Consider the following 14727-nt stretch of genomic DNA (forward strand, 5'->3'; position numbering starts at 1 on the left):
CAGAACCTCCAAATTTAAATATTTGTATCATTATACAGTTAAAGTTTTTTTAGTCAAGGATTTATGTGTTAAAAATTTACATTTTTCTACATTTTTTATATTTTTTTATATTTTTTAAAGAAAAAAAGAACAATCTAAACTTTTTTTCTTTAAAAGTTCAAACTGTTCATTTTATTTATAAAGCATTATGATAATTTTAATCGTGTTCGTAACTGGTCAGCTTTTGCCTTTCCAATAACCTTATCCAAGAGTCGAGTATAGAGACTCATGATTCCGTAGAGCCCACCACCGATTGTACCAATTAAGGCGACATAGATGAAGCTCCAGAAACGTCCAGTTGGATGGAAGACAAGTCCAAAAATCCATTGCAAGAATCCAACCAGAATAAACATGACTAAAGTCAAAATAGTGATCAAGATTGTTCTCTTCAAGATAATCTTTCGGCGAGCACCTGTAATCTGACAGATTTCACGGTACATTAAAACAATTGGGATGATGAGACCGATAGTCGTTGAAATTAATGGTCCATAACTGTGGAAAATCGCTATTGATGGTAGTTGTAAAACGATCTTAGCAAGCGAACCATAGACAAAATATAGAACTGCCTTACGGTTACGAAACATAGCCTGAAGCATTGGAGACAAGACCATATACAAACCTAGGATTGTTGACTGCAAGACTGCAAAGACAAACAAGCCCAAAGCCAAACTATCAGGTTTACCGTAAAAGACTGTATAGAGGGGTTCCCCTACCATGACTACTCCAACCGTTGCAGGTAGTAGGAATAAGAAGAGCATGGTAATACTATCTTGCACCAACCGAGAAGCTGCTGGTAAATCACCCTTGACATAGTTCTCGGTCAAGAGGGGCAAACCAACGCTACCGATTGATACTCCTACGGAAATCAAAATCATGGTGATTTTATTAGGATTGGCAGAGAAATAAGAAAACATGACAACCAAATCTTCATTACTATAGTTGGTAAACCACTTCATGCTATTAATAAAGGTCATTTGGTCCAAGATTTGGAAAAGTTGAATAGCTGAACCTGTTATGATAAAAGGAATAGCTTCCTTAATCGTATCAACCAGCAGACTCTTACTATCAATCTTATCTCGAGTTTCAAATACTTTTTGAAGCAAACCTTCCTTGTAAAGGAAATAAAGTAAGACAGCGAAGCTAGCTACCATTCCCACAAAGGCTGCAAAGGTAGATTGGGTAACTGCTGATAGATAATCTTTTGAACCTAGCTTCATGATGATAAAGGTCGCTAAGAGCATCCAAATAACACGGATAACCTGCTCAGCGATTTGGCTCATAGCATAAGGCTTGAGATTATTCATCCCTTGGAAAAATCCACGGATAACACTCATAGATGGGAAAATCAAGACCGCCCACGCTAAACTTTGCATAATTGGAATTAAGTCCTTACCGACTCCGGAAAGGTCCGCCAACCAAGGTGCAAAGAGGTATAAGATCAAGGCAAAGGCAAGTCCTAGCACAGTCATAAAGCCCAAGAAACTTCGAATCAGGGCAAAACTATGCTCTTCTTCTTGCATGGTATTGTATTTAGCAACCTGCTTAGCTACAGCCACCGGGATACCTGCTGTCGAAATCAACAAGAACCAGGCGTAAATATTATAACCCATGGTAAAGAGGCCGTTAGCCGTTGCAGCATAAGTACCCATCCAGATATACCAGGGAATAATGTAAATAGCTCCGAGCAGGCGACTGATAAAGTTACTTGCTGTTAGCCAGGCAGTCCCTCGTAACATCTGGGCCTGCTGATGATTATTTTCGTTTGACATAACTTCCTCATTCATTTTTAATAACTAGGAAATGTTCCTTATCTTCCATTATAAACTTTTCCTTGTTACTTGTAAAATTCAGACTTTCAGTTTACAATAGAAAGTATGATAAAGATTGAAACCGTATTAGATATTTTGAAGAAAGATAGTCTCTTCCGCGAGATTATCGACCAAGAACATTACCACTATTATTTTAGTAATGTCATTTTTGATAGCATCTGCTATGATAGCCGAAAAGCAAAAGAAAAGAGCCTCTTTTTTGTTAAAGGAGCTACTTTCAAAAAAGAATTTCTCCTTTCGGCAATTGAACAAGGGCTCGGTTGGTATGTAGCAGAACAAGACTATGAAGTAGGTATCCCTGTTATTGTCGTTAGCGATATTAAGAAAGCCATGAGTTTGATTGCCATGGAGTTTTATGGCAACCCTCAGGAAAAACTAAAACTCCTTGCTTTCACTGGTACTAAAGGAAAAACAACTGCGGCTTACTTTGCCTACAATATCTTAAATCAAAAACATCGTCCAGCTATGTTGTCAACCATGAACACTACTTTGGACGGTAAGACTTTCTTTAAATCTGCTCTGACAACACCTGAAAGCATCGACCTCTTTGATATGATGGCCCAAGCAGTTGATAACGGAAGAACCCACCTTATTATGGAAGTTTCCAGTCAAGCCTACTTGGTGAAACGAGTCTACGGCCTAACTTTCGATGTAGGAGTTTTCCTCAACATTAGTCCTGACCATATTGGTCCTATTGAGCATCCGACCTTTGAAGACTACTTCTATCACAAACGTCTCTTGATGAAAAATAGTCGCGCAGTTGTCATTAATAGTGATATGGACCACTTCTCTGTTCTAAAAGAACAAGTTGAAAATCAAGAACATGATTTCTACGGTAGTCAGTCAAATAACCAGATCGAAAACTCCAAAGCCTTTAGCTTCTCAGCTACTGGTAAATTAGCTGGAAACTATGATATTCAGTTGATTGGGCACTTCAACCAAGAAAACGCTGTCGCTGCCGGACTTGCTTGCCTTCGTTTAGGTGCTAGTCTGGATGACATCAAAAAAGGGATTGCGACTACTCGCGTCCCTGGCCGTATGGAAGTTCTCACTCAAAAAAATGGCGCAAAAGTTTTCATAGACTACGCCCATAATGGTGATAGCTTGAAGAAATTGATCTCAGTCGTTGAAACACATCAGACTGGAAAGATTGCTTTAGTACTTGGTTCAACTGGAAACAAGGGAGAAAGCCGTCGTAAGGACTTTGGACTTCTCCTCAATCAACATCCTGAAATTCAAGTCTTTCTAACAGCTGACGATCCAAACTATGAAGATCCAATGGCCATTGCTGATGAAATTAGTAGCTACATCCATCGTCCTGTTGAAAAGATTTCTGACCGTGAGCAAGCCATCAAGGCAGCTATGTCTGTTACAAGTCAAGAACTGGACGCTGTGATTATCGCTGGTAAAGGAGCTGACTGCTACCAAATCATCCAAGGTAAGAAAGAAGACTATCCTGGAGATGCTGCTGTTGCAGAACGTTATCTATAGTATATTTAAAGAAGGCTAGGAAAATTCCTAGCCTTTATTTTTTTATAAAGATGAAGTGTTCTTTATCAAATTCTACAGCCAACTCATATTTCCCATCTTCATTTTGAATGATGTAGCCCAATAAAACTAAACTGTCCACAAAGATATCAGGTCGTTTCTGCATAAGCTGGTCTTTTTTGAGGAACTTGAGTAAAAATGTTGTCATATACTTGAGGGCATACTCAGGATTGACATCCCCTAAAATTTCATACAGTCTCTGCTGTTCTTCCGTCAGTGGATACTGGTGCTTAACCTTATAAAAGTAATTAGACAAAGTCATCTTTTCCCTAGAAAAATCCGTATACTCTTCTAGGATTGCTGCATTGGTTTGATTGCGCAATTCTGTCTGAAAATCTTTCTCCAGGATTTCTTGATAAACAGGACTATTATCTCTCACAAAGACTTCCTGGTCTAGTACAAGAGATTCTGTAGATTCTAGAAAGAGAAGATTGAGATAATAGCGTTTGTTTTCTCTCAAAATCAAACCCGCTTTAATGTATTCCTCCAAAAACTTATCAACTGGTATCTCTGGAAACTGAGCCTTGATTTCACGGAGGATAACATCGTCATGCTGATCAAGATAGTCTACCAAGTCCCTAAAGAATGGCTGCCGTGTCAATCGTGATGGATTAAAAATCTGAATCATGAAGATTCCTTTCTTTACATACTAAAAGTGGTGATGCTGCTAATTGACTCGGGTTAGTGCCAGGCTGATTCAAAGGTACAGGAAATCCTAGTTCTCTATAATATTCACTCCAGAAATCACTGATTTCCCAGTCATCATTACCAAATTTCATAGGAATGGTCTCAAAAATAGGTAGTAGTTCAGCGATGAACTGAGAACAATAGAAACCATCTCCATCTGGATAAAAGGAAGCATTATAGGGTGCACCTAAGTGGCACTTAGCCCGCTTTTTAACCTCTGTACAATCAATCTCCGCATAGCGATAAAGGTCATAGACCTTCTCAGCTTCAAAGAAATCTTCGGATGACTGGGAAAGAACACCACCTTCCACCGTAGCATGATAGATCTGTCCGTCTAAAAAGATAGCCACGTGACTGTAGTTACCTGTCGAAGCCTGGATGGCCTGGCCCATTTCCGTATTTTCTCTCACAAAAATCAAATCGCCAGATTCTAACATGGTCTCCTCCTAGCAAAAAAGGAGCCGAAACTCCTTTTTAACGATGGGTTTCCCCACCTATCATTATGCATTAAAGCTTTCAGTCAATTGAGGAACCACTTGTTTCTTACGTGAAACGGCACCTGGAAGGAAAGCGTGGTTGTTTTCAAGTTTGAAGTTGAAAGCTGCTTCAACTTTGTCCATGTTGGCACCAAGAGCCAAAATTTCTGAGTTTGAGTTGACGATGTCTGTAATCATCAAAACAAAGTCAGAGTATCCGTTAGCGACATTTGCTACTTGGATAGCTGCTTCGATTTCAGCTTGGCGTTCCAAAACTTCCGCAATATCAACTGTATTGACTTGAGCCACACGGACATTGTTTCCATTGAGTTCAAAGGTCTTAGCATCGATGTCAATCAATTCTTCTGCTGATTTGCTTGCCAAGTTCGTACCAGCCTTAAGCATTGAAAGACCGTATTCTTCCAAGTTCACACCAGCCAATTCTGCCAATTCAGGCGCAATCACCTTATCAGATGGGTGAGTCGTTGGAGATTTCAAAAGAAGGGTATCTGAAATCAAACCTGAAAGCATCAAACCTGCAATTTCTTTTGGAACAGCTACACCGTGTTCTTTGAACATGCGGTAAACGATAGAAGATGCTGATCCAACTGGCTCCAAACGCATGTAAAGTGGGCTAGCAGTTTCAAAGTTAGCCACACGGTGGTGGTCCACTACACCGTAAACTTCTACTTCAGCGATATCTGAAACAGATTGTTGGAATTCATTGTGGTCTGTTAAGATGACTTGCTCTGCACCTTCTGCTTTAGCTGATGTGATCACGCGTGGTGCTTCCACACCAAAATAGTCCAATACGAAAGCAGTTTCTTCATTTGGAGTTCCAAGAGCTACTGCTTCTGTATCCAAACCATACGCTTCTTTTGCAAGATAAGCAAAGGCTACAGATGAACCGATAGCATCTGAGTCCGGATTTTGGTGACCAAATACTAGAATCTTAGACATGATAATACCTCGTTTCTTTATTCTCCTTATTGTAGCATTTTTTTTAATTTTTGACAAAAGTAAGAGGAGTCAAAGGACTCCTCATTACAAGTCAAAAGAATCGACTAAATTCCTATTATGATTCTCTTTGAAATAATTTTCTTTTTGCATACGTGTCTTGCTCTTGAAAAGAGCTTCAGCAGACATGGCTTCTTCTTTACTATCGAAACCTTGAGCATAGATGAGTTTTACCGGTAATCGAGCTCGTGTATATTTGGCTCCTTTGCCACTATTGTGGACAGCAACTCGTTTCTTCACATCTGTTGTATAGCCTGTATAGTAAGAACCATCACGACACTCAACCACATACATATAAGCCTTATAATCCATAATAAATCTCTTGAATTTCTGGTGTATAGGAGCCATCATCATTATGAACGATGAGCGGTGGTAAAACCTTAAAACCACTAGTGGAACCATCTTTGATAGCCTCAATCAAAAGCATATTAGCTTCCTTCTCCCGTTTAGGGTAGACAAATTGCAGACGCTTTGGAGCCAAATTGTGTTGTTGAAGCGTGTCTAAAATATCTAACAATCGATCAGGACGATGAACCATAGCCAAACGCCCATTTGATTTGAGAATACTCTGAGCACTACGACAGATTTCCTTAAGATTGGTCGTAATTTCATGCCGAGCTAAAAGGTAATGCTCGCTTTCATTTAGATTAGAATTTGGATCTACCTTAAAATAAGGCGGATTACATAAAATCAAATCAACCTTGCTCCCCTGAATGTAGCTAGTCATGTTCTTCAAATCATCACAAATAACCTGCATCTGCTCTTCCAAGCCGTTTAAACGCACTGACCGTTCAGCCATATCAGCGAGACGTTCCTGAATTTCTACAGATAGAATTTTAGCTTTGGTACGACTACTGGCAAAAAGTCCAACAGCTCCATTGCCCGCACAAAAATCCACAATTAACCCATTTTTAGGAAAACGAGGAAAGCGTGACAAAAGTACACTATCCACCGAATAGCTGAAAACCTCTCTATTTTGAATAATCTTGATATCTGTAGAGAAGAGTTGATTAATGCGCTCTCCTGATTTTAATAATTGTTCTTCGTCCATACTTCTATTATAACAAAATATAATAACATCACAATGTTTTGAGGGATATCAATTACTGTTTTTCTTTAAATGCTCCAAGGCTTCTCGAGTCCAAACAGGCATCATGCGGCCAAGTGGCGCGAATCCATGTTTGATGCGATCATTCGAAAACCGTCTCCGTCTAGGAAGTTGATGTTTTTCTTCTTCCAAGGTACGAATGGAAAGGCTAGCCTTCCCTGTATATTCATCAAAATCTACCACCTGCACCTGGACTTCATCACCGATCTTTAAAACCTCGTAAATATTTTCGATAAATCCTGTCCGAATCTCTGAAATATGGATCAGTCCAGTCACTCCTGTTTCTAACTCAACAAAAGCTCCATAGGGCTGAATCCCAGTAATACGGCCATTTAGCTTATCACCGATTTTCATTTTAGTCCTCAATTTCAATAGTTTCAATGACTACGTCTTCAACTGGCTTGTCCATTGCACCTGTTTCGACACCTGCAATTGCATCAAGAACTTCATAAGAAGCTTCATCCGCAAGTTGACCGAATACAGTGTGACGACGGTCTAGGTGAGGAGTTCCACCTTGTTCAGCATAAATTTCCGCAATTGGTTCTGGCCAACCACCACGAGCAATTTCTTTCTTAGAATATGGCAAGTGTTGATTCTGCACGATAAAGAACTGGCTACCATTTGTATTTGGCCCAGCATTAGCCATAGAAAGGGCTCCACGGACATTGTAAAGTTCTTCTGAAAACTCATCCTCAAAAGATTCTCCATAGATTGACTCACCACCCATACCAGTACCAGTTGGATCTCCACCTTGAATCATAAAATCTTTAATAATACGGTGGAAAATCACACCGTCATAGTATCCATCTTTTGACAGAGCAATAAAGTTGGCTACTGTTTTAGGAGCATGTTCAGGGAAGAGCTTAATACGCAAGTCTCCGTGATTGGTCTTAATGGTCGCGATAGGACCTTCTACTGTTTCAATGTCTACTTGTGGGAAATGCAATTCTTTTTCTACCATACCAAATCCTTCTAAGGCATCAAAGATGCCATCTTCTTCTAATGTTTTTGTAATATAATCTGCTTTTTCTTTGATTTTATCATGAGAAATTCCCATAGCAACACTAATGCCTGCATAATCAAAGAGTTCTAAATCGTTAAGACCGTCCCCAAAAACCATAACGTTTTCAGGTTTTAAACCTAATTGGTCCACAACTTTTGCAACCCCAGCTGCCTTTGAACCGGAAATCGGCACAACATCTGATGAATGTTCATGCCAGCGTACCATACGCAAAGTCGATGCTAAACTGTCAGGCAAAGTCAAGTCATCTCCCTGCTCCTCAAAGGTCCACATCTGATAAATATCTTCATTTTGATAAAAATCACGGTCCACCTCTAAATTAGGATAAATCGGGTCAATTGCCTGGCTAATCATCTCTGTTCGCCTTGATAGTTTAGCAGCATGACTTCCCACCAAACCGTAATCAATCTCAACTTCCTTGGTCCAAGCAATATACTCTTCTACCTTATCCTTAGCAATTTTGTTACTATAAATGACATTGCCCTTTTTATCCTCAATATAGGCACCATTCAAGGTTACAAAGAAATCAGGATTGAGGGCTTTAATCTCTGGTACCACACCGAAAATGCCTCTACCAGTCGCAATTCCTGTCAAGATTCCTTTTTCACGTAATTGTTTAAAAACCCTTGGAATATTACTTGGAACAAAACCTGTCTTTGAATTTCGTAAAGTATCATCTATATCAAAAAAGATAATCTTAATCTTCTTAGCCTTGTATCTTAACTTGGCATCCATTATAATACCTCCTTCAATTCACTCTTTCCATTATACCATAAAGTAGGCAAATCCCACATCCCCAATAAAGTCCTTTTCTCTTATCCGAATTCCTTTACTAGATACAAAACCAAATCATCATTATTTTGGCTAGTTGCATTCATTTCCAAGGGTTGATTTCGATACCAGACACCTGCCCCATCTGGAATATAACCTCGTTTGATGTACAATCTCTGAGCAGGTCCATAACCTGAGTGGAGCCCAACACCAAGCGTCACCTTATCCGATACGAGTTTTACTCGTTTTTCTGCTTCTTCTAGCAGTTGATTCCCAATCCCTTGATTTCGAAAAGGCTCAAACACATTAAAATCTGATAATTCTGGATAGACTTCTACAAAAGGACCATGTTTAGCAGAGGGTAAAATGGTAACGTAGCCCGCTACAGCACCATCAATCTCTGCAACTAAGACTTCTCTCTCCCCACTTTCCTGTTCCAGAAAATATCTAGCCAAAATTTCCTCTCTACCAGGCCAACCTTGATTCATAAATCCATGAGATAAGGATTCAATGTCAGACTTAATCATATTTCTAATCGTACAATTCATCTTTGACTTACCAACCTTTACTCTTTCTATTACCATTATAGCACGCTAAGGTCAGAAAAAAACTATCTCGTAAAAAAAGACCCGTAAGGGTCTTACTCGCTCTCTTGTTTTCAAGCTCGTGAAAAAGAGGTCCCCCGGACCTGAAAAAAAGACCCACCCGGGTCTTTTCTTTAATCTTCGTTTACGAAAGGCATCAAAGCCATTACGCGAGCGCGTTTGATAGCTGTTGTTACTTTACGTTGGTTTTTAGCTGAAGTTCCTGTTACACGACGAGGAAGGATTTTCCCACGTTCTGAAACGAAACGGCTAAGAAGCTCAGTATCTTTGTAATCAACATATTCAATTTTGTTTGCTGCGATGTAATCAACTTTTTTACGGCGTTTGAATCCGCCACGACGTTGTTGAGCCATGTTTTTCTCTCCTTTATAGTTTTAATTGTCCATTAGAATGGTAAATCATCGTCTGAAATATCCAAAGGATTGGTTTTTCCAAATGGATTTTCATCTCGTGAAAAGTCAGGTACTGATTGTGTAGGTGCTGAATAACTTGAACTTGGTGCAGAATGACCTCCACCAGTTTGACCTTCACGCACGCTACGGCTTTCCAACATTTGGAAATTTTCAGCTACGACTTCAGTCACGTAGACACGTTGTCCTTGCTGGTTATCGTAACTACGAGTCTGGATACGGCCTGTAACCCCAATAAGTGAGCCTTTTTTAGCCCAGTTAGCAAGGTTTTCAGCCTGTTGGCGCCACATTACGACATTGATAAAATCAGCCTCACGTTCACCATTTTGACTCTTGAATGTACGGTTTACTGCAAGAGTAAAAGTAGCTACTGCTACATTTGATGGGGTATAACGCAACTCAGCGTCACGTACCATACGCCCTACAAGTACAACATTGTTAATCATAATCTACCTTCTTACGCGTCAAGCTTGACGATCATGTGACGAAGAATGTCAGCGTTGATTTTTGACAAACGGTCAAACTCTTTAAGAGCTGCGTCATCGTTTGCTTCAACGTTAACGATGTGGTAAAGTCCTTCACGGAAATCTTGGATTTCGTATGCAAGACGACGTTTTTCCCAATCTTTTGATTCAACAACAGTTGCACCGTTGTCAGTCAAGATAGAGTCAAAACGTGCTACCAAAGCGTTTTTCGCTTCTTCTTCAATGTTTGGACGAATGATATAAAGAATTTCGTATTTAGCCATTGATATGTTCCTCCTTTTGGTCTAATGACCCCAAGTCTTTGCATGGGGTAAGTGAGGTTTGCTCACAATAAACTATTATACTAGAAAAAAATTTTTTTCGCAAGTATAAAACAATAATTGTTTACTTTTTAGAGTTTCTTTGCAGAAGTCTGGGTAATTTCATCTACGAGAATATTTTCATCCTCAAATTTCTTTTTTAATGAAGAAAGGTCAATGCTTCCCTCAATTTGGACTTCGATAACAATCTTACCATCTTTACGTGGAATATTAACAGTATGAGAAATATTAAGATTTTCCTCAACGATTAAAGAAACAATCTTACCGAGTACCCCAACTTCATTTTCTGTGATAAAACGAACACGGATTCCCTCTTCACCATAACCAGCAATTTCAAGAAAGGCTCCGAATACATCTCGATCTGTTATAACGCCATACAATTGACCATTATCAACAACTGGTAAGATACCAATCTTATTTTTCAACATGAGATAGGTTGCATCTTCCAAACTAGCATATCCTGAAACAGTAACAACATCACGAATCATGACATCTTTTACCTTTGTCTTGTTTAGCAAGTAGTTCATCTCAAAGATTGAAAGACTAGTTGCTTTTGATGGACTAGCTTCAGCAATAGTTCCTTCTGTTACTAGACCAACTAATCTATCATTCTCAATAACAGGAAGACGATGCAAACCTTGTTCGCGCATCAAGTCTGCTGCATGTGCTACAGTCGTATCTGGGCTAATATATACGACCTTACGAGTCATAAAATCTTTTACTGCCATAGGAAATCTCCTTTATGTTTATAGTTTTATTATACACTTTTTACGGAAAGCTATCAAACGCTTTCATCTCTTTTTCAAGATTCAGAAAACTTTGAACCACTACACGAAAAAGAGCTCTACAAGAGAGCCCTTAATCATTTACTCATAATGATTGCGTCACAATCTCTATCCGCTGACTAAAAGATCCCCCGGACTAATGTGGTTTGCTTGTGCAAGCTTTACCTGCCGACTAAAACAATCCACTGGATTTGATGATTGCCAAGCAATCTCTATCCACCGACTAAAAAGGTCCCCCGGACTAATGTGGTTTGCTTGCGCAATCTTTATCTGCCGACTAAAACAATCCACTGGATTGTTTTAGCCACCTAGATATGCTTTTCTGACTTCATCTGATGCTGCGAGTTCTTTTCCTGTTCCTGATAGGACAATCTTTCCTGTTTCAAGTACATATCCTCGGTCAGCGATGGCAAGTGCTTTATTGGCATTTTGCTCAATTAAGAGAACGGTTGTTCCTTGTTTTTGAATATCTTGGATGATATCAAAAATTTCTTGGATAAAAATTGGAGCAAGTCCCATTGATGGTTCATCTAATAAAAGAAGTTTAGGCGTTGACATGAGTGCACGTCCCATGGCAAGCATCTGCTGTTCACCACCAGATAGAGTAGCCGCATCTTGATTTTTACGTTCTTCTAAACGAGGGAAACGAGAGAAGACTTTCTTCAAATTTGCTTGATTCTCTTCACGATTTTTCTTAAGAAAGGCTCCCATCTCCAAGTTTTCCAAAACTGTCAAACCAGAAAAGACATGACGTCCTTCTGGTACTTGAGAAAGTCCTGATGCCACAATCTTTTGTGCAGGCATCTTTTGGATTTCTTGCCCCAAAAATTCAATTCGACCAGAACTTGGACGAACAAGACCTGATAGGGTACGAAGAATGGTCGTTTTACCAGCACCGTTAGCACCGATAAGGGATACAACTTCCCCTTCATTGACTTCAAAGCTCACATCACGTACAGCTTGAATCATACCGTAGTGTACTGAGAGGTTTTCAACTTTTAACATAGACATTAGGCTTCACCTCCAAGATAAGCTTCGATAACACGTTTATTGTTCTTGATTTCATCTGGTGTCCCATGAGCAATCAAACGACCGTACTCGAGAACATAGATACGTTCAGTGACTTCCATGACCAAGTTCATATCATGTTCAATCAGCATGATGGTGATCTTGAATTCATCCTTGATGCGACGAATCAACTCTGTCAATTCTGCAGTTTCTTGTGGGTTCATACCTGCTGCAGGCTCATCCAAGAAGAGGATTTTAGGTTCTGTAGCAAGGGCACGAACAATTTCCAAACGACGTTGTTGGCCATAGGCTAAGTTTTTAGCTAAGGTTTCAGCATCACCATCTAAATCAAAGATTTTTAGTAATTCTAAGGCTTTAGCTTTTAATTCTTTTTCATTCTTATAAAATGCTGGTAAGCGCAAGAAACTAGCAAATACATGTTGTTTATGATGATTGCTAAATGCGATGAGAACATTGTCCAAAACTGTTAGGTCTTTAAAAAGACGAATATTTTGGAAGGTACGCCCTAAACCAAGAGATGCGATTTTATAGGGTTGCTTGCCATTTAACAAGTGACCATCCAAGGTTACTGTCCCTTCGCTTGGTTCATAAACGCCTGTCAACAAGTTGAAGAGAGTTGTTTTCCCAGCTCCATTTGGCCCAATTAAGCCAACAAGTTCACCTTCGTTCAATTCAAGAGTGACGTCCCCAACGGCTGTCAGACCACCAAAATGTTTGGTTAAGTTTTTTACTTCAAGTAATGCCATTAGTTTTGTCCCTCCTTCTTACCTTTTTTAAAGAGACGTGATAGGCTCAATTCCCATGTTCCAAGGAGACCACCTGGTCTGAAAATCATAACAAGTACCAAGGCTAAAGCATAGATAATCATACGAACGCTAGCCACATCTTGAAGGAACATATTCAAAATACCAAGAACAATCGCAGCAACAATTGCCCCTGTAATCGATCCCAAGCCACCAAATACAACGATAATTAAAACGTTGATAGAGTTGATAAAGCTATAATCCTTAGGCACAACAGAACCGATAAAACCTGCTTGAAGGGAACCTGCAATACTTGCAGTCATAGCTCCAAAGACAAATGCGATAATTTTGATTTTTGTTGTATTGACCCCAACGGATTCAGCTGCAATTTCATCTTCACGGACAGACAAGGTTAAACGACCGATTGGACTACGAAGGAAATTCAGCGTTGCAATTGTCGTAATCACGGCAAAAATGTATACCATTTGCCAATTAGTAAAGTTTGGAATACCAAGGATACCAGCAGCTCCGTTTGTTAAATCACCACCATTGACGATTAGGATACGGATAATTTCAGCAACCCCAAGTGTCGCAACTGCAAGGTAGTCCCCCTTCAAACGAAGGGTAGGAATTCCAACGACCAAGGCAACCAAACCAGCAATGATAGCACCGAGCAACATAGCTCCAAAAAAGGCACCGTAAGTTGGAGATTTAGAACCAATAATGGCTGCTGCATAGGCACCGATAGCCATGAACCCAGCATGTCCAAGAGAAAATTGACCAGAGAAACCAACGATAAGGTTAAGTCCTACTGCAAGAATAATATTGATACCGATTTGTTCTAGAATCTGAATATGGAAAAGGTTTAAAATACCAAACGAAACTAATAAGCTAATCACACCATATCCAAGCAACAAAAGGAGCAACCAGAGAATATTGACTTTTAAATTTTCTTTCATTGTTTACACCTTCTCTTTCACATTCTTACCAAGGATACCAGCTGGACGAACAATCAAGATTAAGAGCAAGATTCCGTACACGATAGCATCACGGAAATCTGACATTCCGAAGGCTGTTGCAAAAGTTTCCAATAGTCCGATTACAAAACCTCCAAGAGCTGCACCAGGAATGATACCGATACCACCTAGAACGGCAGCCACGAATGATTTAATACCTGGAGTCATTCCCATCAATGGTTCAAGAGAGTTATAGTAAAGTGCAATCAAGACACCCGCTGCACCAGCTAGAGCTGAACCCAATGCAAAGGTAAAACTGATTGTACGGTTCACGTTAATCCCCATCAGCTGAGCAGCATCACTATCTACAGAAACGGCACGCATGGCTTTCCCCATCTTGGTTTTTTGCACGATGAGTTGTAGAAGAACCATCAAAACAAGTGAGACAGTCAAAATCAACAATTGAATATTTGTTAGACTAATTGGTCCCAAGTCGTATCGTACAGTTTGGATTGCTTGAGGGAAGGCACGTGTATTGGCACCCACCAGATAGACCATTCCATACTCTAGTAAGAAGGATACCCCGATAGCTGTAATCAGTACAGAGATACGAGTTGAATGACGCAATGGACGATAAGCTAGAAACTCAATGATAACACCGAGAATGGCTGAACCAATCATCGATAAAATTAAAGCTAAAAAGAAATTTAATTGTAGGGAATTAATCAAGAAATAACCCATGAAAGCACCCATCATGTAGATATCACCGTGGGCAAAGTTAATGAGTTTGATAATTCCATAAACCATGGTATAACCCAAGGCTAGCAGCGCATAAACACTCCCTAGGATCAAACCATTGACAAGTTGTTGAAGCATATGGTTCACTCTTTCTAATTAT

At 39.6% G+C, this 14727-nt stretch carries 18 protein-coding genes; 1 reads left to right on the forward strand and 17 read right to left on the reverse strand.

From position 1 onward, the window contains the following. Positions 1–185: 185 nt before the first annotated feature. A complete protein-coding gene (locus TZ94_RS03150; protein WP_045614782.1) occupies positions 186–1808 on the reverse strand; it encodes a putative polysaccharide biosynthesis protein in 1623 nt (540 codons plus the stop codon). Between the two features lie 105 nt (positions 1809–1913). Here TZ94_RS03150 and TZ94_RS03155 point away from each other — a divergent pair, with 105 nt between their 5' ends. Continuing rightward, on the forward strand, positions 1914–3359 hold the full coding sequence (locus TZ94_RS03155) for a UDP-N-acetylmuramoyl-L-alanyl-D-glutamate--L-lysine ligase (protein WP_045614024.1): 1446 nt from the start codon (positions 1914–1916) through the stop codon (positions 3357–3359). A 34-nt stretch (positions 3360–3393) separates the two neighbouring features. Here the strand turns inward: TZ94_RS03155 and TZ94_RS03160 are convergent, their stop codons facing one another. The 16 genes from TZ94_RS03160 to TZ94_RS03235 all read right to left on the reverse strand — a co-directional run bounded on the left by TZ94_RS03160 (position 3394) and on the right by TZ94_RS03235 (position 14705). Next, complete coding sequence (locus TZ94_RS03160) at positions 3394–4044, reverse strand: DUF1803 domain-containing protein (RefSeq protein WP_045614025.1); 651 nt, start codon at positions 4042–4044, stop codon at positions 3394–3396. Beyond that, a complete protein-coding gene (locus TZ94_RS03165; RefSeq protein ID WP_045614027.1) occupies positions 4028–4540 on the reverse strand; it encodes a YiiX/YebB-like N1pC/P60 family cysteine hydrolase in 513 nt (170 codons plus the stop codon). The genes TZ94_RS03160 and TZ94_RS03165 overlap by 17 nt, the downstream gene beginning before the upstream one ends. Before the next feature lie 63 nt (positions 4541–4603). Further along, a complete protein-coding gene (locus TZ94_RS03170) occupies positions 4604–5539 on the reverse strand; it encodes a manganese-dependent inorganic pyrophosphatase (RefSeq protein ID WP_045614030.1) in 936 nt (311 codons plus the stop codon). A gap of 84 nt (positions 5540–5623) precedes the next feature. After that, the gene (locus TZ94_RS03175) at positions 5624–5908 is read right to left on the reverse strand and encodes a GIY-YIG nuclease family protein (RefSeq protein ID WP_045614036.1); all 285 of its coding nucleotides are present in this window, start codon (positions 5906–5908) and stop codon (positions 5624–5626) included. Beyond that, positions 5898–6647, reverse strand: a complete 750-nt coding sequence (locus TZ94_RS03180; protein WP_045614039.1) for a tRNA1(Val) (adenine(37)-N6)-methyltransferase — start codon at positions 6645–6647, stop codon at positions 5898–5900. The genes TZ94_RS03175 and TZ94_RS03180 overlap by 11 nt, the downstream gene beginning before the upstream one ends. Before the next feature lie 48 nt (positions 6648–6695). Further along, entirely contained in the window at positions 6696–7058 is a 363-nt protein-coding gene (locus TZ94_RS03185; protein WP_004252382.1) for a S1 RNA-binding domain-containing protein, read from the reverse strand. Position 7059: 1 nt separating this feature from the next. Next, positions 7060–8460, reverse strand: coding sequence for a bifunctional Cof-type HAD-IIB family hydrolase/peptidylprolyl isomerase (locus tag TZ94_RS03190; RefSeq protein WP_045614042.1), 1401 nt, complete (start codon positions 8458–8460; stop codon positions 7060–7062). Between the two features lie 80 nt (positions 8461–8540). Beyond that, positions 8541–9044, reverse strand: a complete 504-nt coding sequence (locus TZ94_RS03195; protein WP_045614044.1) for a GNAT family N-acetyltransferase — start codon at positions 9042–9044, stop codon at positions 8541–8543. A gap of 170 nt (positions 9045–9214) precedes the next feature. Beyond that, positions 9215–9454 (reverse strand): 30S ribosomal protein S18, encoded by a 240-nt coding sequence (rpsR, locus tag TZ94_RS03200; RefSeq protein ID WP_000068664.1) that lies wholly within the window; start codon positions 9452–9454, stop codon positions 9215–9217. 32 nt (positions 9455–9486) lie between these two features. Beyond that, positions 9487–9957, reverse strand: a complete 471-nt coding sequence (locus TZ94_RS03205) for a single-stranded DNA-binding protein (protein ID WP_045614047.1) — start codon at positions 9955–9957, stop codon at positions 9487–9489. Positions 9958–9968: 11 nt separating this feature from the next. Beyond that, positions 9969–10259, reverse strand: coding sequence for a 30S ribosomal protein S6 (rpsF, locus tag TZ94_RS03210; RefSeq protein ID WP_002896497.1), 291 nt, complete (start codon positions 10257–10259; stop codon positions 9969–9971). A 128-nt stretch (positions 10260–10387) separates the two neighbouring features. Further along, positions 10388–11044: a CBS domain-containing protein gene (locus TZ94_RS03215; RefSeq protein WP_045614050.1), complete on the reverse strand. Its 657-nt coding sequence runs from the start codon at positions 11042–11044 to the stop codon at positions 10388–10390. A 357-nt stretch (positions 11045–11401) separates the two neighbouring features. Then, entirely contained in the window at positions 11402–12112 is a 711-nt protein-coding gene (locus TZ94_RS03220) for an ABC transporter ATP-binding protein (RefSeq protein ID WP_045614052.1), read from the reverse strand. Then, entirely contained in the window at positions 12112–12876 is a 765-nt protein-coding gene (locus TZ94_RS03225) for an ABC transporter ATP-binding protein (RefSeq protein WP_045614055.1), read from the reverse strand. The genes TZ94_RS03220 and TZ94_RS03225 overlap by 1 nt, the downstream gene beginning before the upstream one ends. Next, positions 12876–13832, reverse strand: a complete 957-nt coding sequence (locus TZ94_RS03230; protein ID WP_004252374.1) for a branched-chain amino acid ABC transporter permease — start codon at positions 13830–13832, stop codon at positions 12876–12878. Before TZ94_RS03230 ends, TZ94_RS03225 begins: the two co-directional genes overlap by 1 nt. Positions 13833–13835: 3 nt before the next feature. Next, a complete protein-coding gene (locus TZ94_RS03235) occupies positions 13836–14705 on the reverse strand; it encodes a branched-chain amino acid ABC transporter permease (RefSeq protein WP_045614058.1) in 870 nt (289 codons plus the stop codon). Positions 14706–14727 lie beyond the last annotated feature (22 nt).

The sequence above is a fragment of the Streptococcus infantis genome (assembly GCF_000960085.1).
Lineage (GTDB): Bacteria > Bacillota > Bacilli > Lactobacillales > Streptococcaceae > Streptococcus > Streptococcus infantis_C.